Origin of the sequence: Listeria rocourtiae FSL F6-920 (assembly GCF_000525975.1) — a bacterium.
In the GTDB taxonomy this organism is placed as follows: Bacteria; Bacillota; Bacilli; order Lactobacillales; family Listeriaceae; genus Listeria_A; species Listeria_A rocourtiae.
On the sequence record NZ_AODK01000013.1, the window covers coordinates 89,359 to 112,939 of the forward strand.

The following is a 23,581-nucleotide window of genomic DNA, read 5'->3' on the forward strand; positions in this document are numbered from 1 at the left end:
TTGAAAATTTTTCAAGGTGTTTGTTTATGTTGTCTTTTAAAATACGTGACAATTAGCAACACAATACCTACCAAGACTATCGTTTTTAGCATGGAAAAACCGGTGCTTAAGACACTACTAAAAGGCGTGGCGTCAAATAGAAATAGCATGATTAGAGATAGTGCGATAACAATTCGGAATCGATACTTTTTACAGAGTAAAAGTAGGACTCCTGAAACCAAAACATATATTCCAGCAGATATCCATAAAAGCATCAATAACAATCCTCCTAAAAAAATTGGTTGATAAGAATGCTCCTACCAACCAATTTTATTATCCTAATTAGAATCCAATAATATGATAACCACTATCCACATGAATCATTTCGCCAGTCACTCCGCGTGACAAACCGCTGAATAGGAATAATGCTGTATCGCCTACTTCTTCGGCTTGTGTCGCACGTTTTAACGGTGCTTTCTCTTCTACAACTGCCAATGATTCACTGAAGCTGCCTACGCCACGTGCAGAAACGGTACGGATTGGGCCAGCTGAAATTGCATTGACACGAACGCCGTGTTTCCCTAAATCCATCGCCAAATATTTCACACTTGCATCAAGTGCTGCTTTTGCAACGCCCATGATATTGTAGTTCTTCACGACACGCTCGCCGCCAAGATATGTCAGCGTCACCAAACTTGCATCGTCTGTTAACATCTCCAAATGTTTCGCTGTACGTGCAATCGCTGTAAATGAGTATGCGCTAACTTCATGCGCTTGTAGGAAGCTTTCGCGATTCACTTCCAAATAATCGCCTGCCAAAAAGTCTTTATTAGCAAATGCGATACAATGTGCAATCCCAGAAATTTGACCAACTTTTGCTTTAATTGTCTCAAAAGTTGCAACAATCGCTTCTTCTTTATTTACGTCACATTCAATGATAAGCGGATTTTGGTTGTTTTCATTCAAAGAAGCAACCAACTCCTCAATGCTACGCTTCGAACGATCATCTGCGTATGTAAAAATAAGATTTGCTCCTGCTTCATTTAGCGAACGAGCAATCGCCCAGGCAATACTTCTCTTATTTGCTACGCCCATTACGACATAGTTTTTTCCCTCTAAAGATACATTCATTTATTCATTTCCTCCTTCAAATTACACGCTTCTCTTCATTTTACACGAATGCTTATCATTTTAAAACTGTTATTATTTAGGTTGTGTCAAAATTGTCGCTAAATCAGGTGCTAGTTCGCTATCCCAAGCCATTTTTTCTTCAGTAAATGGGTGGACTAGCTCCAAGTGACAAGAATGTAGCGCGTGACGACTCAATAATTCTGTTGAACCGCCATACATGCTATCACCAACAAGCGGATGCCCTACGTGCGCAAAATGAACTCGTATTTGGTGGGTTCGACCAGTTTCGAGTTGAATTTTAACGTGATCGAATGTTGGATAGCTCGCCAAAACTTCATAATTCGTTTTTGCGTATTTGCCATCTGCAACAACAGCGCGCTCAATCAGGCTCTCTGGATTTCGGCCAATGGGTGCAATGATACTCCCCGAACGTGTCTCCATATTCCCCGAAATAAGCGCCTGATATTTACGTGTCACATGGCTCGTTTGATGTAGCGTGCTAAGCCTTCCGTGCGCATACCGTGTTTTGGCAATTAGCATCAAACCAGACGTCTCCTTATCAAGCCGTGTCACGATATGAATCGCCGAATCAATATTATTTCTTAAATAATGACCCTTCAAATGATTGGCAACCGAACCACTCGGGTGATACTGCGATGGAATACTCGTCATCCCCGCCGGCTTATCCAACACCAAAATAAAATCGTCCTCAAAAACAATCGGTAGCTCACCATATTCAGCCAGCAATCGCTCATTTTCCTGCTCTTTCGGAAAAGTAATCCGAACATGATCCCCAGCCTTCACACGGTAAAGCACATTCTCCTCTTTTCCATTCACTTCAATCCTACCATCCTCCGAAAATTTCACCGAAGTAAGCAACAACTTCGAAACAAAATTTTCCTCGCAAAAAAGTACGCAGCATCAAATTTTCCTCATCCACCGCGACATCCCATTCTAAATACATACGAATACCTCTTTTATATTTATGTTTATATTTAGATCTTATCCCTACTGGGTAAGATCTAAATTCTGCTACCAACAAATCGAGCGAAAGCTTTTGAATTCAACCGATTCGGTGGAGACCGGAAGCGGAGCGTACTCATGTACGTGAGAACCGGAAGTCCGCCGAATCGGTTGAATGCGAACGCTTGCCGCCGATTTACCACGCATATCCCTCTTTCGCGATCCAGCTTCACGGGCTAGCTCCTCGAAATTTTCGTGGCCTCCACAAAAACCAAGTACGGGTTTTTATTGCGGCCCCTAACAAATTTTTTCGGAGCTGAACGAGCCCGTTCAGCTTTTCATTCCTCAATGAAAGAGTCATGTACCCTTTTCCAAAATGGGAAGGAGCGGAAGCGTGCGAACATCACTTTTTGCTGGGCAACATCGTACCTGATTTCACGGACGTCGCGATGTAGAATACTTAAATGATCCATCGATACTTGGAAATCTTTATCATTAACTGGATTCAACGTTACCGAGTGATGCTTTGGCAGAATAAGCGGTGAACCAATTGTCCGGTACACGCGATTATTAATCGATGCCATTTCGGTCAGCTGCATTGCTTCAATCGATGGATGCATCAATGCGCCACCCAATGCTTTGTTGTAAGCAGTCGTTCCTGATGGCGTTGACATGCATAATCCATCACCACGAAATCGCTCAAAGTGAGCACCGTTAATCGAAACATCCACAACAAAGGGGCCACCAGAACTTTTAATAGTGGATTCGTTCAGTGCTAAATAGACCTTTTCTTTATTTCCGCCGTACTTGATTGTCGTTTTTAAAAGGGGATAGGCTGCTGTGTCATATTTCCCTTCTACAATCGCAAAAACAAGCTTCTCCGCCTCAGATGGACGCCAATCAGCATAAAACCCTAAGTGCCCCGTATGAATCCCGACGAAAGTTACTTTGTCTAACCGGTGTTGGTAATCATGAAAGGCAGCCAACAATGTTCCGTCGCCACCAATCGAGATCACAATTTCTGGTTCAGATTCATCATATACCATATCAAAATCATCGAAATAACCAATCATTTTGAGCCGTAATAGATTGGATTTTTCATCACCTCTTGAAGTGACTGCATACTTCATCATTACTTCTCCCCTATCCTTTTGTGCGCGAAATTTAACGTAACTTCTTAATTTTTCGGTAATGTATGATGATTCGCATTCTTATCTTTTGGCACTTCTTTATTTTTGGTAAAGTACACTTGCGCTTCTTGTACTTCTTCACGAATCTCGCTCATCTCTTCATCTAACAGAAAAGCCGCCTCGGCTGCGCGCTTTAGTCGAACATTAATGTCTTCTGGAAATTCACCTTGATATTTATAGTTTAGCGAGTGCTCAATCGTCGCCCAGAAATTCATCGCCAAAGTCCTGATTTGAATCTCAGCCAAAAATTTTTTTTCTCACCTTGTACCGTCTCAACCGGATACTCAATCACAACATGATAGGAGCGGTAACCACTTGGCTTCTTGTTCGTAATATAATCGCGTTCTTCAATAATTCGGAAATCGTTGCGTTGTCGTAGAAGCGACACAACCACATTAATATCATCCACAAACTGGCACATCATCCGAAGCCCTGCAATATCTTGCATTTCCTCGACAAGCCTGTCTAGCGGTATATCCTTCTTATTCGCCTTGTCCAAAATGCTTGAAACTGGCTTCACACGGCCGGTCACAAATTCAATCGGCGAATGGTTATTTGCGAGCTGGAATTGCGAACGCATCCCTTTTAACTTAATTTTCAGTTCTTCCACTGCTTGTTTATATGGCGCTAAAAAATCTTCCCAATGATTCAAAACACTCACCTCATATGTCGATTTTCATTATGTGATAAACTTGCTCAATTTCTATTTTAGCATATTTGTCAGCCTTTCTCTCCTATTTGCTTCTATCTTTTTTGATTTCATTTATTCTCCCCTTTTGTGTTAAAATGAAGGGATAGATAGGTCGAGGAGGAGAACGATAATGAAGCCAGCAGCAATCCTAGTATTACTGGAAAGCGGGCAGTATCAAAATGCCAAAGAATCTGCTAAAAATGGCTTGCTCGCAGAATCAGATAATGCCCTTTTAAACTACTACGTGGCTTGGAGTTGTGATGGCTTAGGCGACGAAACCGAAGCTATTTCCTATTACGAGAAAGCGCTCAAGATAGGACTTCCTGAGGATTGCTTAGCAGACGCGTACATCGGACTTGGGAGCACATATCGAGCTGTTGGAAATTACGAAAAAGCGGATGAGATTTTTCAACAAGCGCGTGCAACCTTCCCGAAAAATCAAGCGCTCGCAGTTTTTGCAAGCATGTCATTGTACAATAAACGGCATTATAAAGAAGCAATGCAACTCGCAATCAAAATTATTGGGGAAACATCAAATGATCCGTCCATCATGGCGTACAAAAATGCAATTATTAATTACTCGGCAGATTTAGACGCTGTTTGGGACTAAAAAAGGAGCCAGCCACATGAGTCAAGAATTAGAAATTGAGTTTAAGAACATGCTGACGACAAGCGAATATGATTTATTAATCCGGGAATTCAGACTAGAACCAACTGATTTTTTCACGCAGACGAACTATTATTTTGACACCGCTGATTTTCAGTTGAAAGATCGGTTAGCCGCTCTAAGAATTAGAAAACGGGAATCACACTACGAACTCACATTAAAGACACCTGAACAAATTGGCTTATTGGAAACGACGCAAATCTTAGCCGAAGAACAAGTTACAGCTATTTTGGATGGTGCTAACATTCCTGTTGGTCCGGTTCGCGATACTTTAGGTACATTTGGCATTGACCACCAGAACCTTGTTATGTTCGGTTCACTGACGACTACACGCGCAGAAAAAAAGCTACAAAAAAGGACTGCTCGTTTTCGATAAAAGTTTCTATGGCAACACACATGACTTCGAATTGGAATATGAAGTGACTGATTTTGAAAAAGGACAAGCTGTATTCACCCGATTTTTAGAGGACCGTGGGATTCCGAAGCGACCGACGATGAATAAAATATTACGTTTTTATGAAGCTGTTTACAAAGAAAAATAAAAGACTGCTATCACTTGATGGTAGCGTACACATCATTTATTTTATGCACAAAGTTATTTCTGAAATGTTACGATTTCGTCAAATTCAGGTAAAAAACTTATCTAATTCTGATTGCAATCATTTGTTAATTTAATCTTCCACTGCTAAAATGTAGTTATAGTAATAGGAATGGTATGTGACATATCCAGCATTAACCTCTTAGAGAAATAGAAGCATTCGCATATACTTTGTCTAATCAAGAGAGATTAGAAACTGAAAACAGGTGATAAGCAATGATAAACCAAAATTTATATCTTCAATCGGTCTGTAATAGCAAGCCTATTGAGATTTATCTATTTTTCGATCCGGCTTGTACGGAGTGTTGGAACATGGAACATACGATACGGCGGTTGCAGATGGAATATGGCAACTACTTTAAGTTGCGCTATGTCCTGCATAATAATCTACAAACGGTGATGAGTAGGCAAAAGCGTAATGCCTGTACTATTCCTCAACCTGAAATGGCCCACATGTCTTATATCTCCTGCTTAGCTGTGAAAGCAGCAGAGCTCCAAGGAAAGAGACAAGGTATTGATTTCTTGCGCAAACTTCAAGAGACCCATTTCATCGATGAAAAAGATATTTCTGAATCTACGGTTCTATACGAAACGGCTAGAATTGTCGGCCTTGACTTGGCTGAATTCAAAACTGATTTACAATCTAATCTCGCTAAACGAGCCTATATTGGTGATCAAAAAGTGGCACATGAAATGGAGATCGATCAAAATCCAACTGTTGTATTTTTCAATCGGAATATCGAGGATGAAGGCTTAAAGATTAGCGGGTTGCATCGTTATGACGTTTACGTGCACATTCTTTCAGAGTTGCTGAATCATTTCCCAGAGCCGAAAGAGACACCGACACTTGAAGAATATATGGAAGAGGTTCAAATTTCGACAACGAGAGAAATTGCGAATATGTATGCTTTGCCTGAAAAACAGGTAGAGCGTCAAATGAAAAAATGGCGTCTACAACAAAAAGTAACGATGGTCGATTCAAAAGACGGTCAGACACTTTGGAAATATGTCGCTCTATAAAACAGCAAAAAAAGGAACCTCCGACAAACGAAGGGGCCTTTTTTATGTCCTTAAAGTTTATTTCCGGCCGTACTAGAAGCTAAGCAAAACATAGTATCGCCAAATAATAAATATGTATCGTGTCTGGGACATAACCCGAATAAATCGGCGACAAGCGCTCGCATTCAGGGGATTTGGCGGACTTCCGGTTCTCACATACAGTCGTATGCTCCGCTTCCGGCTTCCACCAAATCCCCTGAATACAAACGCTTTCGCTCGATTTGTGTTAAGCAAGATTCACATCCTACTCGAAAAAAAGGATTTGTGATATCTTGCTTATTTTGCATGAAAATGAGTTTTGTCCCGGCCTCTTTCTTTGTTTATAATGAAATGACACGCGGATTTTGGCCGGTGAAACCTTGTTCTAATATAGTCATGTTGGTCAGTGTTTCTTCATCGCTGACTAGTTTTGGTGTGCCATTTAGGATCGCATCTTGTAGCTGATCATAAAGTCTACCGTAGTCGCCAAGCGGTGTTGGAATGGTTTCTTGTTGTGTTTTACCGCTAGCATCGACATATACGAGCGCACCATAACTACTTTCTGGATCAACACCAAAATTTTTCTCGCCCGGCATAATACCAGCTTTTAAATAGGTTTCTTGTTGGTCAATACCGTATTTGACAAAGCTGCCTTTTGTGCCGTGAAGAGTGAATTTTGGATAAGGAATATTCACTAAATGGCTTGTTTTGACAATGACTTTTAATGTTGGATAGAAGAATTGAATCTCAAATGTATCATCAGGATTATTTGAGTTGCGAATCGAACGAATGTCGTAGCTGACTTCTTCAGGGCGACCGAAAAGATCAATAATTTGATCCATCATGTGGACGCCAAGCCCGTAGAAAGCGCCGTCGTAATATTCACCAGGGGCATCAGGAGCTTCTGGACGATAGTAATCCATATGTGATTCGAGTTCCACAAGTTCACCTAATTTTCCGCTAGCGAGAACTTCTTTGATTACTAGGAAATCGCTATCGAAGCGTCGATTTTGATAAGCCATTGCAATTAGTCCTTTTGATTTAGCAAGCGCGAACAGTTCTTCGGCCTCTTCAGAAGTCGTGCAGAACGGTTTTTCGACAAGTACATTTTTGCCATTTTCTAATGCTTTTTTGGCGAGATCATAATGCGTGCTTGCCGGTGTACAAATGCTCACCAACTGAATTTCAGTATCTTGTAAAAGCGTATCAAGATTATCTGTGAATTCGATATTATGTTGCGCATAGTCGGCTTCTAGTTCTGGCTTGCGACGGTGATTGTAAATTGTTTTAATGCGAATATTATCACGAATGAGCGTATACGGCATATGATAGCGCGTTGTACTCTTTCCAAAACCAATATAACCAATAGTCAATGTCATAAAATTTCCTCCTAATAAAGAGGCTCCGAACGTTTTTGCGCTGGGGCCTCTTGTCTTTATTTACTCATTAATAAATTTCACGCAAACCGGCTCTGGAACATGAATGTCTTTTTGAAGTAAAGTCAGCGCGCCAGTATCTTTATTTACACCGAATACAGTGACATTGTTCGTGTTTTCATTGGAAACTAGTAAAATTTCTCCACTTGGATCGAGATCGAAATCACGAGGCCCAATACCTTCAACAGGAGTAGTAGCAGCCAAGCTCAACTTGCCTTCTGTATCAATCGCAAACGTTACAACCGCATCTTGTCCACGATTTGACACGTAAAGGAAGCGTCCGTCGTTGGAAATATGAATCGCGCTACCTTTATTTTCACCACTGAAATCAGCTGGTAAAGAAGGAATACTTTGAATTTCCGTTAAAACACCTGTTGTTTCATCATAGGTTGCGACAACGACATCAGCTGCCATTTCAGTCATAATGTATGCAATTTTGTCATTCGGATGGAAAACTAGATTACGAGGGCCACTTCCACCTTTAACTTTCAGATCGCTTACTTTATCCAATATGCCGTCTTTTAACGCATAAGTAGTAACATAGTCTGTCCCAAGGTCGCACGTGATGACAAATTTCTCATCTGGCGTAAAACCTGCAAAATGGGCATGCGCTTTTTCTTGGCGTTCTTTGTTAGGACCAGTACCGATGTGTTGAACAGAGGAACTAGGGGCTTTTAACACACCGTTTTTTTCAGTTGGATAGGCAACGATTGTCCCTAAATGATAGTTCGCTGATACGACATAAGCGCCGTCTTTAGAGGCATCAACATAACAAGGAGGATTCCCAGCTTGAACTTCTTGATTCAAATAGTCCAAAGAACCGTCTTCTTTAATTGCAAAAGCAGCAATCCCGCCGTTTTCACCATCTTTTGCTACAGAATAAAGATATTTTTGGTCATCTGTTAATTTTAGGTATGTCGGGTTATCCATTTTACCAGCAAGTTTATTCTGCGTAATCTCACCTGTTTTTTTATCGATATGAAGGCGATAAATTCCTTCACTTTCTACTTTGGTGTATGTACCAATGTAGGCAATTGCTTCGTTGTTAGCCATAACTCATTTCCTCCTTTATAAGCGTTATCTTCTTTATTATTATAGCACAGGTGGAGAAAAGGATAGGCTTATAAAACTATGTTACGAAAAAATTACAATTATTTCACTTTAAATGCTTGGATTTAGAAATATAAAGCATAAAATTAATTGTAATTAGTTAATTCTAAGTGGATTATGGTGTTTTGAAGCTTTTTACGAAATTTATATAAAACAATTGTAATATAAATGAAACAAAAGTATTGACTTAGAAATAAAAGTGGTGTAATATAAAGATATCGAAAGGCGCCCCGATAAAATTTATAAAACTGTAATTATTCATATACAATTCCTAACTAAAACTAAATTTAAAGGAGAGATTATGATGAACAACGTAATGAGCAAAAAAACAACTAAATTGGTAGTAGCAACAGGATTGGTATTGACACTAGCATTCACAACAGTAGCGACAGGAACCTTTGCAGTAGATGCAGCTCAAACAACACACTATACAGCCAAACCTCAAATGGTAACAGCGAAATCAGCAGTCTACGTTCGTGCAAGTGAGAGCACAAGTTCAAAAATACTCGGTACACTTAAAAAAGGTGAAAAAGTTTACTTCGTGAAAGACGATTATGGATGGAGTAAAGTTACTTATAAAGGTAAAACAGGTTATGTTGGAACACGCTACTTAAACATACCTGGCAAACAAGTCGGTTCAGCTAAGAAAGCAGAGCCAGTAAAAGCTGTAACACCAACAAAAAAAATAGTAGAAATTAAAGGCAACTGCAATAATTTACAAAGGTAAGATAGGTTATTCGAGCAACTAATTTTTAAATCTAAATAGCTTAGCAACAAGAGTGAAAGTTGTGAGGTAAGCAGTATTACACCACAAAAATGAGTAACTCATTATATAGATTTTTGCACAAACTCTCCCCACGAAGAATGAATAGGACGCGAACTGGTTTACAAGCAGTTTAGCGTTCTTTTTTTGCGTAGTTGTTGGAGTTTTTTTTGAATTGCTTTTTAAATTAGATTTTGTATAGTGATTTATAAAATTTTTTAACTTATTATTTTTTGAGTGTTGTGGTGCCAAATCTAAGCATTGGAGAGAATGTCGTTGTAGGTGCAGGAAGTACACTGACACGTAATATTGAGTCGACGTTAGAATATAGCAGAAAAAAGACCGAATAGTGAGGGAGCAATCCATCATTATTCGGTCTTTTTATTATTTAAATAATACCTTCTGTCAACATGCTATCAGCAACTTTTAAGAAGCCGGCAATGTTAGAACCAACAACTAGATTTCCAGATGCATCGTAAGCAGATGCTGTGGCGCTAGCGTTTTTGTAGATATTTTTCATGATAGATTTCAGGTGAGAATCAACTTCTTCAAAAGTCCAGCTCATGCGAATGCTGTTTTGAGCCATTTCTAAAGCTGAAACGGCAACTCCACCAGCATTTGCGGCTTTAGCAGGTCCGAATAAGACATTGTTCTCTTGGAATATAGCAACGGCATCGAGCGTGGATGGCATGTTCGCGCCTTCTGCTACTGCGATAACGCCATTCTTTACGAGTGTTGCGGCTTGATCCGCATTGATTTCATTTTGTGTTGCGCAAGGCAAAGCGATATCAGCAGGTAGCGACCAAATATCTCCTTCTGCTACAAAGGTGGCATTTGGATGATGTGTTGTATATTCGCTGATGCGTTTACGTTCTTGCTCTTTTAATTGTTTCACGGTTGCGACATTGATACCGTTCTCGTCTAGGATATAGCCACTTGAATCGCTACATGCAATGACTGTTGCGCCAAGCTCATGGGCTTTTTCGATAGCATAAATCGCGACGTTACCTGAGCCGGAAACGATGACTTTTTTGCCTTTTAGAGAATCATTTTTGTCTTGGAGCATTTCTTGTGTGAAGTAAACGACGCCGTAACCTGTTGCTTCGGTACGTGTTAAGCTTCCGCCGTAGTTCAGGCCTTTACCGGTTAGCGTGCCGGCATCAAAGGCGTTTAAGCGCTTATACTGACCGAAAAGGAAGCCAATTTCGCGAGCACCGACACCAATGTCCCCAGCTGGTACGTCGGTATTTGGACCAATATATTTCTGTAATTCGGACATGAAGCTTTGGCAGAAACGCATAACTTCATTATCTGATTTACCTTTAGGATCAAAATCGGAACCACCTTTACCGCCACCGATTGGTAAGCCAGTTAATGAGTTTTTGAAAATTTGCTCGAATCCAAGAAATTTGACGATGCTACCGTTTACAGATGGATGAAAACGAAGTCCGCCTTTATATGGACCGATAGCGCTATTGAATTGTACGCGGAAACCACGATTGACTTTGACATTACCGTTATCGTCTACCCAAGGGACGCGGAATGTGATAAGTCGTTCTGGCTCGGTCAATCTTTCTAGAATTCCAGCTGCCTCATATTTCGGCTCTTTCGCTAAAACAGGGACTAAGGATTGTAAAAATTCTTCTACTGCTTGATGGAACTCGTCCTCAGAAGGATTACGTTTTTTGATTGTTTCAAAGATACGTGCCGTGTAGTTTTCGGCTGCCTCGACTTCTTTTGTCACTGTTGTTGGTTGTACCATATTGAATCGCTCCTTGTGTTTTAATTTTAAGTGAGAATAAACGTATCATTGAATGGAATATAATGGCCTGCGTTTGTTCTGTTTTTCAGGATTTGGCTGTTCTGAAATTTCACTTATAATGTTAGTTTACACGAAATATGATAAGGATACAAGATAAAAAAACGATTTTTCAGATTTTTTTTAACAAGGTGCGCAATTTATAAACGCTTTCTTTGTGTGGCTTTGGAATGTTACAATGAAGGGGAGTTTTGAAAAGAAATGAGGGAATGGATAGTGTACAAAGATGAAATGTTAGAAAAAGGCTTTATTCGATTCGATGCTGGAGCGGATATTGGTCATTTACATAAGAAGGAAACGGGTTGGGTTAAGGAGCAGTTTGCTGAAATTGAACGGGCTTTTGAAGATTTGCCGGTAGATGCTTATGCTTCAGGGCTTCATCGCTATCGCCGTTTTTCACGTGCGGTTATTTTGCCTTGGTCGAATCAAGTGGAATGGTTACCGGCGATGGTAAATGCAGATGGAGAGGAAGTTGCGGAGTATTTTCAAGGGGCGTTTAATCCAGAGTTTAAGGATGCGTACCGCAGTTTTCCGATGCTACAAAAGGAAATGTTAGAAAATGAGCTTTTGAAGCACATTATTCAATTTGATTTTGCACAGACGTATTGGGATAAGCGCGATTTGGTGATGCCGGTCAATGTTGGCGTGCATTTTGTGAAGTTGAAGGTGGAGCGTGATGGGGATGAGGCTGTTTCGTCGCCAAATTGTTTGCATCGTGATGGTGAGCCGTTTACGTTTGCTCATTTGGTGAAGCGTCAGAATGTTGTTGGTGGTCAGAATGTGATTGCAACGGTAGATGATGTGGATCAGTTTCCTGAAAATATTGATGCTGAGCATATTTTTGCGGATTTCGCGTTAACAGAAGCTTTGGAATCTTATGGGGTTGCGGATATAGCTGTGAGTCATTATGTGAGTGCAGTACATAAGGGGGCGGGTGACGAGGCTGGGGAGCGATCGATGATTTTGATTGATTATCAGCCGACTGTTGTGAAGCCTATATAGAGAAACATAAAAGGGAGACAGTAATTATGGAAAGTAAGCATGCATGGATTATTGGGATTTGCTTAATTATTGCGGGGTGTACAATTGGAGGTGGGCTGTCTGATTCTGGTGATTATATGGATGAAGGACCTAGGCAGGTAGAGATTTCAAATGAAAGCCCGATTGATGTTCAAGTGGGGAGTTTAGAGCCGAAATTACTAGATGAAGATAGTGCGATGATTTATTTAGGTATTGGCGATGAAGAGATGGGGCTTTTGAAAAAGCTAGGGAATTTACCTAGCATTACGATAAAGGGTTATGTTTATTATCCTAGAGAAGCTTTGGACAAATGGCTAACGGAAAACGTAGGAAAGACGTTTTAGCTAAGAAGTACAACTGAATGTTAGAATGTGAGTTATTATTATGAGCAAGTTTGATGCTTCAAAATTAAATCTGATATTGCTAACGATATTGTGGTCTGTTTTATTAGGAGTTACAGTTGCTAATTATTTTAATGGCAGATCGCCTCTAGTTCTTATGTTAATAGTGATTGTTATAGTGGGATTGATACTGAATTTTGTGCGTTATTTCATTGCGAATAAGAAGAAATAAGAGAGCGTTACCTAGTGTAAGTAATTGGCTTGTGGGCGGTATGTGTGAGGTGTTAGTTTGTAGTATAAGAGCCACTGGGGGATTACATGCTCCCTGCGTTCGTCTGCATATTGAGGCTCTAACTCAGCTAGAGAGGCTTCGTAAGAGACTCAACAACAACAGCACCCACGGGGGGAACCGTGGGTGCAGTAGGGAGTTTTAGGAGTTTATGGTGACGACGATTTAAAGGGATATCAGGGAAATTTTATGATATAGGGATATATATTCTCGGTATGGAGCAAAGCGAGTAATGCTCGTCAATTTCGAATAGGGAATGAGTTTTCTTTTGAAGCGTGTATTAGGTTCTTTAAAGGAAAGCTCATTTTATTTATCGTCGCCACCACATCATCTTGGGGAAAAGATGAATTGCTCCAATAAAATAAGTATAACTTGAAATGAAATTTGGAAACATCGTTTTAGCTTACAATTTGAAATGGAAATGTGACAGTTTTGTTAGGTTTGCTTTATTAGATGAGAATGTGATGAGAGTAGGCTTATAGCCATGTTAGAAAGTATTATTTTGTATCTAGAATTGATGCCAAGGCTTGGATACATGCTCGATTTTCACTAGCTGAACCGATAGTAATTCGTAGCCAATTTGGTCTGAGACCGGCGCGTACGATATAGCCTTTTTGGAGGAGCTGGTTGAATAGCTCTGTGGCATCGTGCTTGGTGTCGAAAAAGATGAAGTTGGCATCGGATTTGTAGTAAGTGAGGCTACGTTCGTCTAGGAAATCATACCATTGTTGTAACCCCTTTGTATTCGCGTCTATGCATTTTTCGACAAATGCTTGATCGGAAAGTGCTGCAGTTGCGGCGGATTGGGCGATGGATGAAGTATTAAATGGAAGTCGTACAATATTAAGGGGTTCTATCAACGGGTCTGGGATGATAGCGTATCCGATTCGTAAGCCTGCTAAACCGTAAATTTTGGAGAAGGTGCGCATGATGATGAGATTTGGAAAACGGTCTAAAAGTGCGAATGTGTCTGGGTATTCTGCCGATGTGGCGTATTCAAAATAGGCTTCGTCGCTGATGATTAATACATCGTTGGGAACCGATTCCAGCAAAGTTAGGACTTCTTGCTGGCTGGAAATCGTGCCTGTTGGATTATTCGGATTGCAGAGCCAGATAATTTTTGTACGAGTGTTGACGGCGCTAGCCATCGCAGTTAAATCGGATTTACCAGTTGCTTCATTTACTGGAATACGGATTGTTTCAGCGCCTTCAATCGTAGCATGTAGTGAATATTGAGAGAATGTTGGTGCAGCTTCGATGATATTATCGCCGGGTTCTAGAACAGCGCGTGAGATAATTTGGATGACGTCATCGAGACCAGATCCGAGTAGAATTTTGTCTGTGGATACACCGTGAAAAGCGGCAATGTTTTCGCGTAGAATTCTTCCAGCACCATCAGGGTAATAGGACAAGCTGGTCGCACCTTCATTCAAGATTCGCGTGACCGATTTAGACGTGCCAAAGGGATTTTCATTGGACGCTAGTTTGGTGATCTTTTTTAGTCCAAGTTCGCGGCGTACTTCTTCAAGCGGTTTACCAGGTTTATAGGCAGATAGAGTGTTTAGCGATGATTTTACCATATGTTGAGCCTCCTTATAATTCATCGATTGGTTTGCGATCCTTTGTGACGCTTAGTTTACCTTCACGTTTTTCAAGTTCGTGCGCAATATCTTCCGGTGTCAATCCTTGCTGTGCTAAGAGTACGAGGATGTGGTAGGTCAAATCGGCGAGTTCTGAGGTGAGTTCTGCGTTGTCATTATTTTTTGCTGCAATGACCACCTCTGTTGTTTCTTCACCCACTTTTTTTAAAATTTTATCAAGGCCATGGTTGAATAAATAGTTGGTGTAGGAACCTTCTTTTGGAGCGGTTTTACGATCAGTGATTTGGTCGAAAAGTTCGGTTAGAATCGTCATTTTTCGGTCACTTCCTTTTCTAAATTAAAAAAGCAACTGTGCGCGCCTGTATGACAGGCGGCTCCAATCTGGTCGACACGAATTAGAAGTGTGTCATTATCACAATCGGAGCGGATTTCTTTGACGTGCTGAAAATGGCCAGATGTCGCTCCCTTATTCCAGAGTTCATTACGGGAACGAGAGAAAAACCAAGTCGTGTTTGTATCGAGCGTTTTTTTGATAACTCTCGGCATTCATATAGGCGAGCATGAGGATGTCACCGCTCGTATCTTCTACGATAATTGCAGGAATGAGACCTTTTGAAAAATCAAGTGTCATGGGCGAATGGCAACTCCTTTCTTTTGCAAAATTTGCTTGACTTCTGGAATCGTGACTTCGCCATAATGGAAAATCGAAGCAGCGAGTGCAGCGTCAGCGCTTGTTTTTGCGAATACTTCTGCCATATGATCAACGCTTCCACAGCCGCCTGATGCGATAACGGGAACAGAGACGGCTTTACAAATTGCATTGGTGAGTGAGATGTCATAACCGTCTTTGGTACCATCGCCATCCATGCTCGTTAGGAGTATTTCGCCAGCACCTAGTGAGACGGCTTTTTTAGCCCACTGGATTGCATCAAGACCAGTGTCATCACGCCCGCCGCGACTGTAAACATGCCAGGAATTATCCTCAGCATGATATTTAGCATCGATGGCGACAACGATACATTGCTTGCCAAATTTGGCAGCACCTTCTGCGATTAAATTGGGGTTTTTAAGGGCGGCTGAATTGAGAGAAATTTTGTCCGCCCCAGCTTGAAGTAGTGCTTTCATGTTCGAAACAGAATGGATACCTCCGCCGACGGTAAGTGGAATAAAGACTTGCTTCGCTGTATGTTCCACAACCTCAATCATTGTTCGGCGCTCTTCATGCGTCGCTGTGATATCAAGGAAAACGAGTTCGTCTGCCCCAGCTTCATTGTAAGCTTTGGCGATTTCAACAGGATCACCAACATCTGTTAGCGACACGAAATTGATACCCTTCACGACACGCCCATCCGTTACGTCCAAGCAGGGAATGATACGTTTAGTCAGCAAGGCTCTCCACCTCCGTGATTTCTGCCATTGAAATATTGCCGTTATACAAAGCTTTACCGCAAATTGCACCGTATAAATCAAGTGCCGAAAGTTGCTCTAAATCTTGCTTATCACTTACACCGCCAGATGCGATAATATCGATGGAAACAGCTTGTTGCAAAGCTTGAAGTTGTTCCAAATTCGGGCCTTCCAATGTACCGTCTTTTGCAATATCTGTAAAAATGATTGTTTGCACGCCACTTTTTTCAACTTCTCGCGCAAACGTAAGGTAGTCTGTAGCGCTCACATCGAGCCAACCAGACGTTGCAACAAAGCCATCTTTCGCATCAATTCCAACTGCTATTTTGGCACCGTAAAGTTTTACAGCATCACGAACTAAATCAGGATTTTCAAGCGCCGCCGAACCAATAATCACGCGATCAATGCCTGCTTCTTCAAGGTAAAATGTAATCTGTCTCATTGTCCGAATTCCTCCGCCTACTTGAACGGGGAGTTTAGCTACTTTTTTCATCGCTCGAATAACGTCCAAGTTCACGGGTTTTCCTTCCAAGGCACCGTCTAAATCGACAATATGTAAGTACGTTGCGCCTTGCTTACTAAATGCTGTGGCTTGAGCAATAGGGTCAGGATTCACAACGGTTTCTTGCGCAAAATCACCTTGATAAAGTCGCACACAACGGCCGTCTTTTAAATCTATTGCTGGGAAGATCTGCATGCTATTACCTCCTTAAATCCTTGTAAAATATTGAGTCCTGCTTGTCCACTTTTTTCGGGATGAAACTGGGCGCCATATACGTTCTCATTTGCTATAATGCCGGGAACTTCTACTGAATAATCACTCGAAGCCAGTACATACTTTTCATCACAAACTGCATAATACGAATGTACATAGTACACAAAATTGCCGTCTTGATCTTGCGTTAATGGTGAGTTCTGCTTTACCTCTAACCGATTCCATCCCATATGAGGAATTTTAGCTGTATCTGGCAATAATTTTGCGTGACCAGGAATAAGCCCAAGCCCTTGTGTGTAGCCAAATTCTTCACTAGAATCAAGCAATAATTGCATCCCAAGACAAACACCAAGTAATGGTTTTCCGTGCGCCACAGCTTCTTGCAAAGCAGGGATTAAATCTCGTTCCTCCAATGCTGCCATCGCTTGTGGGAAAGCACCTACACCAGGTAAAATAATCCCATCTGCCTCCAAAATTGTATTTTTCGCAGCAGTTATCGTATTTTCCAATCCAATAAAATCAAGTGCTTTGCTGACACTTTTCGTGTTACCCGCATCATAGTCAATAATGGCAATTCGCATTTACAGCACACCTTTCGTTGAGTTAACACCCACGATATCAGGATTCACCGTAATTGCTTGACGCAAGGCTCGACCAAATGCTTTAAATAACGCTTCAATTTTGTGATGTGTATTTTTGCCGTAGAGGACGCGGCAGTGCAGGTTCATCGCAGCATTAAATGCCACAGCTTGGAAAAACTCTTCTACCAATTCCGTATCAAAAGCACCAAGTTTTGGATTATCAAATGTTGCATCAAAGACTAAATATGAGCGACCACTCAAGTCAAGTGCCACAAAGCCAAGCGACTCATCCATTGGCACATATTCCGAACCGTAACGATTAATGCCAGCTTTATCGCCAAGTGCTGCCTTCAAGCATTGCCCAAGAACAATCCCAACATCTTCCGCTGTGTGATGCGAATCCACTTCCAAGTCACCAATTGCTTCACAAACAAACCCAATACGGCTGTGTCTTGCAAACAAAGTTAACATATGGTCAAGAAAACCAACCCCGGTATTAATCTCGCATCTCTCTGGCTGATCTAGATAAACCTCCATTTTAATGGCTGTTTCTGCTGTTTTCCGTTCTATTTTAGCTGTTCTCATTTCCTTTATCCTCCTCAAACCGAATTTGGATAGCCCGAGCATGCGCTGTCAAGCCTTCTTTTTCTGCCAACATGACAATGGCATCTTTCTCACGTTCCAGTGCAGCTTTTGTGTATGAAATGAACGAGGTCCGCTTGCAAAAATCAGCGACTCCGAGCGGGGAGAAGAAGCGCGCTGTTCCACTTGTTGGCAACACATGATTTGGTCCAGCAAAGTAGTCACCAAGCGGTTCTGAGGCATAAGCACCCAAGAAAACCGAGCCAGCATTTTTCACATGGCTCAAATAATCCATTGGATTCTCCACCTGTATCTCAAGATGTTCTGGTGCAATCTCATTCATAATATCAAATGCATCTTCTAGAGATTCTGTGACAATTACCTGCCCGAAATTAGCAATCGAAGCCCGTGCAATATCTTCGCGTGGCAGGCTTTGCAATTGTTTTTCTACTTCGTCCGCCACTGCTTGACCAAACGGTTCACTCGTCGTAATCAGAATTGCGCGTGCCAGTTTATCATGTTCTGCCTGTGATAATAAATCAGCAGCGACAAAGCGCGGATTTGCTGTCTCATCTGCCACAACAACAACCTCTGAAGGCCCCGCAATCATGTCAATATCGACAATACCAAATACTTCTCGCTTCGCTAATGCCACAAAAATATTTCCGGGTCCGACAATCTTATCCACTTTTGGAACCGACTCCGTGCCAAACGCCAAAGCAGCAATGGCCTGCGCACCACCAATTTGATATATTTCATCAGCACCTGCAATTTTCGCTGCAGCTAAAATATAGGGATTTAGGCCGTCTTTTCCGGGTGGTGTCACCATAATAATTCGTGGCACCCCCGCAATTTTAGCAGGTAAAATATTCATTAAAACCGAAGAAGGATAGGCAGCTGTACCGCCAGGAACGTAAATACCGGCCACCTCAAGTGGACGAACGAGCTGACCGCGCATCACGCCTTGCTTTTCTGTATCCACGAACCCAGACTGCTTCTGTTTTTGATGATAAGATAAAATATTAGCTTTTGCCTGTTCCAATGCCTCAATAAACTCAACTTCAACTCCATCTAGTGCACAATCCAATTTATGTTGTGGCACCCTAAAGTCCGTCAATCGAATCCCGTCAAACTCCTCTGTTAAGCGAAAAAGCGCCACATCACCATTTACCTTCACATCCGCAAGAATCGCTTTGACAGCTGACTCTGTTTCGGATTGAGCATCCGAATTTGCCACACTATGTAATTCCCGCAAAATCGCTTTTTTTATTCCCAGAAATAAACCTCATTTCGCAACCTCCTCAAGTGTATTTTCCAACAAATCAATCAACCTAAAAATTTGCGTTTTATTCCGTTTCAGCGATGCTTTATTCACGATGAGTCGAGCCGAAATATCATACATCGTATCAAAAATAACTAAACCATTCTCGCGCAACGTTGAGCCAGTTTCTACAATATCAATAATCGCATCTGCTAATCCTAAAATTGGAGCCATTTCAACAGAGCCTTCAATTTTGATAATCTCGACATCCTCACCACGTTCGCGAAAATATTTTGTTGCTACTGTCGGATATTTGGTCGCGATAATTTTACGCTTGTAATCACTTGGATCAAAATTGGGCGTTGATGCTAGGCAGAACTGGCATCGACCAATTTTCAAATCGAGCATCTCGTAATGTTCTTTATCCTGCTCCATCAATACGTCTTTTCCGACAATTCCAATATCAGCAACACCATGCTTCACATACGTTGTCACATCTGGTGCTTTTGCCAAAATAAACGAATAGGGAGATTCTTCACTTTTGAAAATTAGCTTCCGGCTCTTCTCATGCAACATTGTACAGTCCACGCCAGCCTGTTCCAAAAGCACCACCGCAGATTTCTCTAATCTTCCTTTCGTCAGGGCAATTTGCAATGATTTCATCTCAAAACCTCCTCGTCTAGATCAATTTCGCACACAGTATGATTACTTACATCAATCATTTTACTAAACTGCCACTTCTTTGCAAATGCCACACTCTCCGCCAAATCATCGAAAAAACTGAGCGAACTATTAGGCATTTTGCCAAGTACTTCTTCCGCCAAATGCGTTGTCTCGAGCGAATAATGAATAAAAGTTTTTGCATCCGTTACATCAAGCTTCAATGTTCGCCTTTTCAGTGATACAATTTCGTCCACGTTGAGCGCTAAGCCAACCGCCGGCCAATTATCCTCACCAAATTGCGCCAACAGCGAATCATAACGCCCACCACTCAAAAAATGTACCGCCGACATATCTGCATATCCTCGGAAAATCGCGCCAGTATAATAGTGAAGTTCCTGCACCAATCCAATATCTACTGACAAATGCTCTGGTGCGTCTACAACCTGAATAATCGTCTCCATCTGCGCCAATGCTTCTAAAATAAGCTCATTTCCCGTTAGCGCGCGCGCCTCCCGAATCGTATCCACCGAACCAAACAGCCGCGGTAAAGCCAAAATAAAATCGTCCATCACGCTCGGATGATTTTCCACAAATGCCCGAATCCCAAATAAACTTTTATTTTGCAACACTTGGCGGAAATTCTCTTCATCACTGCCTTGTAAATCCAACGTTTGAATAATTGCTTGATAAATTGCAGCATGCCCAATCTCAATTTGAAAATCACTAATTCCTAGCTGCTTCAAAACTGCAATCGCGCTCGTAATACACTCAATTTCAGCTTTAATAGAAGCAAAGCCAATAATCTCAATCCCAGCTTGTGTCATCTCATTGCGCTCCCCAGCCAGTTCCTCATTCGCACGGAACACTTTTCCACTATATGAAAGCTTAAGTGGTGGCGTCACACCAGTCGTACTAATAACCCTTCCAATAGGCGATGTCATATCCGGCCGCAGAACGGTCAATCGCCCTTTTTTATCAAAAAAGCGATATAAATTCACATCGTTAATCGCCGAGAAAACATCGTCAAATTCGATAACTGGCGTCTCGATTCGTTGATACCCACGTGCATGAAACGACCGATTTACCAAGTGTTCCATATCATAAGCTGTTGCTGCTTCCTTAAAAAGTTTATCTCTGGTTCCGATAGGCAAATTTCGATTCCATTTCATAATTCTGAGCTCCTTTTCATCAGCTTTATTATATTACCATATTAGCAAGTTAAAGCGTTTTTGTAAATACAAAAGAATATATCTTAGTATATCAATGAATTTATAGAATATTCGAGAAATAAGCATTAAAATGGGGCGAGAAATAAAACAGATGGATATCGATATCATGGCATTTTTGAAAGGAGGAATGATACAATGGAGAAAAAAGGAGCGATGCAAAATGAAAAAATGGGATGGACATACACATACAGAATTCTGCCCCCACGGTTCGGGAGATGGAGTGGAGGCAATGATTGAAAAAGCGATTACGCTTGGTTTTACCGATTATTCCATTACAGAGCACCCACCGATGCCAGTTGCTTTTGAAGCTGTTATCGCAAATCGGGTGGAAGATATAGCAACGGCAGCCATTCGATGGGATCAACTAGATGCTTATTTTCAACATGCGCATGCTATGAAGCGGAAATATAAAGACCAGATTAGAATTCATGTTGGGTTGGAAGTCGATTTTTTACCGGGGTTTGAAGCTGATACGCGGGCATTGTTAAAGGAGTATGGTTCGCAGATGGATGACGGTGTACTGTCCCTACATTTTATGCCAGGTGTAGACGGTTGGCGTTTCATTGATTTTTCAGCGGAAGATTTTAAAACGGGAATTTTAGCATATTATAATGATTTTGAGGCAATCCAGAAGGCCTATTACGCGTTGATTCGAGAGTCATTATTTGCCGATTTAGGCCCAGCGAAACCGATGCGATTGGGACATATCTCGCTCTGTCAGAAATTCCAGCGTTTTTTCTTAGAAGAGGAAACCGGTATGGGAAGTGTTGTGCGACAACAGGTATCGGACTTATTGAAAGATGTAAAAGCTAACGGTTATCAATTAGATTGGAACACGGCGGGACTTTATAAGGAATATTGTGGGGAAACGTACCCGTCACTTGATGTGATACAAGAGGCGCGCAGATTGGGCATTGAATTGGTGTATGGATCAGACGCGCATAGTTTAGCAGATGTTGGTCGAGGTTACGACTATTACGAACAAAATTAAAGAGGCCAAGACAAAACTCATTTTCATGCAAAATAAGCAAGATATCACAAATCCTTTCTTACGTTTTTTCGAGTAGGATGTGAATCTTGCTTAACACAAATCGAGCGCTTGTTGCCGATTTATTTGGGTTATGTCCAAGCCCCTTTTTTAAACAACGAATATGAAATAGCAGATAAACAAAATCATTAAAACATACATAATTGGATGAACTTCTTTGTAGCGTCCTTTGAAGAACATTGTGATTGGATAGAAAATGAAGCCTAGCGCGATTCCAGAGGCAATTGAAAAACTTAGAACCATCATTAGAATAACCATAAAACAAGGTACAGCGATTTCGAATTTTGACCAATTAATATGAGCAACGTTACCAATCATTAGGATTCCGACAATGACGAGTGCAGGTGTTGTTACAGCGCTCGTAATGACGCCAAGAAGTGGCGAGAAGAACATTGATAAGGCAAAACAAATGGCAATAACAATCGCTGTCAATCCAGTCCGACCACCAACAGCAACGCCAGCTGTTGATTCTACATAAGAAGTCGTTGTAGATGTTCCTAGAACCGAACCTACAATTGTTGCCGAGGAATCAGCAAACAAAGCACGACTGGCACGCGGTATTTTATTATCCTTCATAAATCCTGCCTGGTTTGCAACAGCCACGAGTGTCCCCGCGGTATCAAAGAAGTCAATGAAGAAAAATGTCAGAATAACAATCAACATCTGTGGCGTGAAAATATCGCCAATGTGGAAAAGTGCTTGTCCAAACGTAGGTGAGATATCTGGAATTGGCGCTACAATTTGTGTGGGAATATCGATGAGCTGAAAAATCATGCCGACAATAACAGTCGAAGCCATCCCAATAAAAATCGCGCCATTTATATTTAACGTCATGAGAATAATGGTGATTATGATACCGAAAACTGCCAGTAGTACAGCACTATTATGCAAATCACCAAGTGCCACAAGTGTTGCTTTATTCCCAACGATAATCCCAGCATTCTTCAAACCGAGAAACGCGATGAAAAAACCAATTCCAGCACCAACAGCAAATTTTAATTCGGTTGGAATTGCGTTAATAATTTTTTCACGAATGCCTGTTACAGTAAGAACGATGAATATACAGCCGGAGACGAAAACGCCAGATAAAGCGGTTTCCCAAGGAATGCCCCACTGCGCACAAACCGTGTATGCGAAAAAGGAACTAAGCCCGATTCCAGGTGCAAGACCAATTGGGTAGTTCGCGATAAATCCCATGAGCAGTGAGCCAACGACAGCCGCCAGAGCTGTAGCGACGAATACAGCGTTGATATCCATGCCAGTGGTTGCAAGCGCGGAAGGATTCACAAATAATATGTAAGCCATTGACAAGAACGTCGTTAGTCCCGCCAAAATTTCCGTTTTAATTGTTGTCTTATTTTCTCGCAGTTTAAACAATTTTTCCATAAAAAAAAAGCCTCCCTGAATTGTGTTGTCGCACATTTTTCAAAGATGAGCCATCGCAAAAAAGAACCGATTT

General features: G+C 41.4%; 22 protein-coding genes and 4 pseudogenes. 7 read left to right on the top strand and 19 right to left on the bottom strand.

Annotated features, from left to right (window positions below; genetic code table 11):
• Positions 1 to 11: 11 nt before the first annotated feature.
• From PROCOU_RS05705 to yjbM, 5 genes and pseudogenes are all read right to left on the bottom strand, one after another.
• Positions 12 to 254 (bottom strand): hypothetical protein, encoded by a 243-nt coding sequence (locus tag PROCOU_RS05705; RefSeq protein WP_036070323.1) that lies wholly within the window; start codon positions 252 to 254, stop codon positions 12 to 14.
• A 67-nt stretch (positions 255 to 321) separates the two neighbouring features.
• Positions 322 to 1,110 (bottom strand): enoyl-ACP reductase FabI, encoded by a 789-nt coding sequence (fabI, locus tag PROCOU_RS05710; RefSeq protein ID WP_036070325.1) that lies wholly within the window; start codon positions 1,108 to 1,110, stop codon positions 322 to 324.
• Between the two features lie 72 nt (positions 1,111 to 1,182).
• Positions 1,183 to 2,074, bottom strand: a pseudogene (locus PROCOU_RS05715) (RluA family pseudouridine synthase).
• A gap of 337 nt (positions 2,075 to 2,411) precedes the next feature.
• Positions 2,412 to 3,203 (bottom strand): NAD kinase, encoded by a 792-nt coding sequence (locus PROCOU_RS05720; protein ID WP_036070400.1) that lies wholly within the window; start codon positions 3,201 to 3,203, stop codon positions 2,412 to 2,414.
• Positions 3,204 to 3,250: 47 nt separating this feature from the next.
• Positions 3,251 to 3,915, bottom strand: a pseudogene (yjbM, locus tag PROCOU_RS05725) (GTP diphosphokinase).
• A gap of 169 nt (positions 3,916 to 4,084) precedes the next feature.
• Here yjbM and PROCOU_RS05730 point away from each other — a divergent pair.
• The 3 genes and pseudogenes from PROCOU_RS05730 to yjbH all read left to right on the top strand — a co-directional run bounded on the left by PROCOU_RS05730 (position 4,085) and on the right by yjbH (position 6,239).
• Positions 4,085 to 4,564: a tetratricopeptide repeat protein gene (locus PROCOU_RS05730; protein WP_036070326.1), complete on the top strand. Its 480-nt coding sequence runs from the start codon at positions 4,085 to 4,087 to the stop codon at positions 4,562 to 4,564.
• Positions 4,565 to 4,580: 16 nt separating this feature from the next.
• Positions 4,581 to 5,163 (top strand): annotated as a pseudogene (locus PROCOU_RS05735) (CYTH domain-containing protein).
• Between the two features lie 272 nt (positions 5,164 to 5,435).
• Positions 5,436 to 6,239 carry a protease adaptor protein YjbH gene (gene yjbH, locus PROCOU_RS05740; protein WP_036070328.1) on the top strand — a complete coding sequence of 268 codons (804 nt, stop codon included), beginning with the start codon at positions 5,436 to 5,438 and terminating at the stop codon, positions 6,237 to 6,239.
• A gap of 359 nt (positions 6,240 to 6,598) precedes the next feature.
• On the opposite strand, the gene PROCOU_RS05745 is transcribed toward yjbH, so the two are convergent.
• Positions 6,599 to 7,636 carry an oxidoreductase gene (locus PROCOU_RS05745; protein WP_036070330.1) on the bottom strand — a complete coding sequence of 346 codons (1,038 nt, stop codon included), beginning with the start codon at positions 7,634 to 7,636 and terminating at the stop codon, positions 6,599 to 6,601.
• Between the two features lie 60 nt (positions 7,637 to 7,696).
• On the bottom strand, positions 7,697 to 8,746 hold the full coding sequence (locus PROCOU_RS05750; protein WP_036070333.1) for a lactonase family protein: 1,050 nt from the start codon (positions 8,744 to 8,746) through the stop codon (positions 7,697 to 7,699).
• A gap of 361 nt (positions 8,747 to 9,107) precedes the next feature.
• Between PROCOU_RS05750 and PROCOU_RS05755 the strand changes: the two genes are divergently transcribed.
• Positions 9,108 to 9,530, top strand: a complete 423-nt coding sequence (locus PROCOU_RS05755; protein ID WP_036070336.1) for an SH3 domain-containing protein — start codon at positions 9,108 to 9,110, stop codon at positions 9,528 to 9,530.
• Between the two features lie 424 nt (positions 9,531 to 9,954).
• Here PROCOU_RS05755 and gdhA read toward each other — a convergent pair whose 3' ends face one another.
• Complete coding sequence (gdhA, locus tag PROCOU_RS05760) at positions 9,955 to 11,328, bottom strand: NADP-specific glutamate dehydrogenase (protein ID WP_051994223.1); 1,374 nt, start codon at positions 11,326 to 11,328, stop codon at positions 9,955 to 9,957.
• A 258-nt stretch (positions 11,329 to 11,586) separates the two neighbouring features.
• Here gdhA and PROCOU_RS05765 point away from each other — a divergent pair, with 258 nt between their 5' ends.
• Positions 11,587 to 12,387 carry a 2OG-Fe dioxygenase family protein gene (locus PROCOU_RS05765; RefSeq protein WP_036070339.1) on the top strand — a complete coding sequence of 267 codons (801 nt, stop codon included), beginning with the start codon at positions 11,587 to 11,589 and terminating at the stop codon, positions 12,385 to 12,387.
• Between the two features lie 26 nt (positions 12,388 to 12,413).
• Positions 12,414 to 12,749: a hypothetical protein gene (locus PROCOU_RS05770; RefSeq protein ID WP_036070341.1), complete on the top strand. Its 336-nt coding sequence runs from the start codon at positions 12,414 to 12,416 to the stop codon at positions 12,747 to 12,749.
• A 783-nt stretch (positions 12,750 to 13,532) separates the two neighbouring features.
• Here the strand turns inward: PROCOU_RS05770 and hisC are convergent.
• The 10 genes and pseudogenes from hisC to hisZ form a co-directional block, all read right to left on the bottom strand.
• Positions 13,533 to 14,615, bottom strand: coding sequence for a histidinol-phosphate transaminase (hisC, locus tag PROCOU_RS05775; protein ID WP_036070343.1), 1,083 nt, complete (start codon positions 14,613 to 14,615; stop codon positions 13,533 to 13,535).
• Between the two features lie 13 nt (positions 14,616 to 14,628).
• Positions 14,629 to 14,943 (bottom strand): phosphoribosyl-ATP diphosphatase, encoded by a 315-nt coding sequence (gene hisE / locus PROCOU_RS05780; protein WP_077913341.1) that lies wholly within the window; start codon positions 14,941 to 14,943, stop codon positions 14,629 to 14,631.
• A 2-nt stretch (positions 14,944 to 14,945) separates the two neighbouring features.
• Positions 14,946 to 15,267: pseudogene (hisI, locus tag PROCOU_RS05785) on the bottom strand (phosphoribosyl-AMP cyclohydrolase).
• Positions 15,264 to 16,025: an imidazole glycerol phosphate synthase subunit HisF gene (hisF, locus tag PROCOU_RS05790; protein ID WP_036070347.1), complete on the bottom strand. Its 762-nt coding sequence runs from the start codon at positions 16,023 to 16,025 to the stop codon at positions 15,264 to 15,266. Before hisF ends, hisI begins: the two are co-directional and overlap by 4 nt.
• Complete coding sequence (gene hisA, locus PROCOU_RS05795) at positions 16,015 to 16,740, bottom strand: 1-(5-phosphoribosyl)-5-[(5-phosphoribosylamino)methylideneamino]imidazole-4-carboxamide isomerase (protein WP_036070350.1); 726 nt, start codon at positions 16,738 to 16,740, stop codon at positions 16,015 to 16,017. Before hisA ends, hisF begins: the two co-directional genes overlap by 11 nt.
• Entirely contained in the window at positions 16,719 to 17,339 is a 621-nt protein-coding gene (gene hisH / locus PROCOU_RS05800; protein WP_036070352.1) for an imidazole glycerol phosphate synthase subunit HisH, read from the bottom strand. The genes hisA and hisH overlap by 22 nt, the downstream gene beginning before the upstream one ends.
• On the bottom strand, positions 17,340 to 17,924 hold the full coding sequence (hisB, locus tag PROCOU_RS05805; RefSeq protein WP_036070353.1) for an imidazoleglycerol-phosphate dehydratase HisB: 585 nt from the start codon (positions 17,922 to 17,924) through the stop codon (positions 17,340 to 17,342).
• On the bottom strand, positions 17,911 to 19,158 hold the full coding sequence (gene hisD, locus PROCOU_RS05810) for a histidinol dehydrogenase (protein ID WP_425268383.1): 1,248 nt from the start codon (positions 19,156 to 19,158) through the stop codon (positions 17,911 to 17,913). The genes hisB and hisD overlap by 14 nt, the downstream gene beginning before the upstream one ends.
• A gap of 48 nt (positions 19,159 to 19,206) precedes the next feature.
• On the bottom strand, positions 19,207 to 19,845 hold the full coding sequence (gene hisG, locus PROCOU_RS05815) for an ATP phosphoribosyltransferase (RefSeq protein WP_036070357.1): 639 nt from the start codon (positions 19,843 to 19,845) through the stop codon (positions 19,207 to 19,209).
• Positions 19,842 to 21,014: an ATP phosphoribosyltransferase regulatory subunit gene (hisZ, locus tag PROCOU_RS05820; RefSeq protein ID WP_036070360.1), complete on the bottom strand. Its 1,173-nt coding sequence runs from the start codon at positions 21,012 to 21,014 to the stop codon at positions 19,842 to 19,844. The genes hisG and hisZ overlap by 4 nt, the downstream gene beginning before the upstream one ends.
• Positions 21,015 to 21,234: 220 nt before the next feature.
• Between hisZ and hisJ the strand changes: the two genes are divergently transcribed.
• Positions 21,235 to 22,065: a histidinol-phosphatase HisJ gene (gene hisJ / locus PROCOU_RS05825; RefSeq protein WP_036070362.1), complete on the top strand. Its 831-nt coding sequence runs from the start codon at positions 21,235 to 21,237 to the stop codon at positions 22,063 to 22,065.
• Between the two features lie 147 nt (positions 22,066 to 22,212).
• Here hisJ and PROCOU_RS05830 read toward each other — a convergent pair whose 3' ends face one another.
• On the bottom strand, positions 22,213 to 23,508 hold the full coding sequence (locus PROCOU_RS05830) for an NCS2 family permease (protein WP_036070365.1): 1,296 nt from the start codon (positions 23,506 to 23,508) through the stop codon (positions 22,213 to 22,215).
• Positions 23,509 to 23,581: the final 73 nt, after the last annotated feature.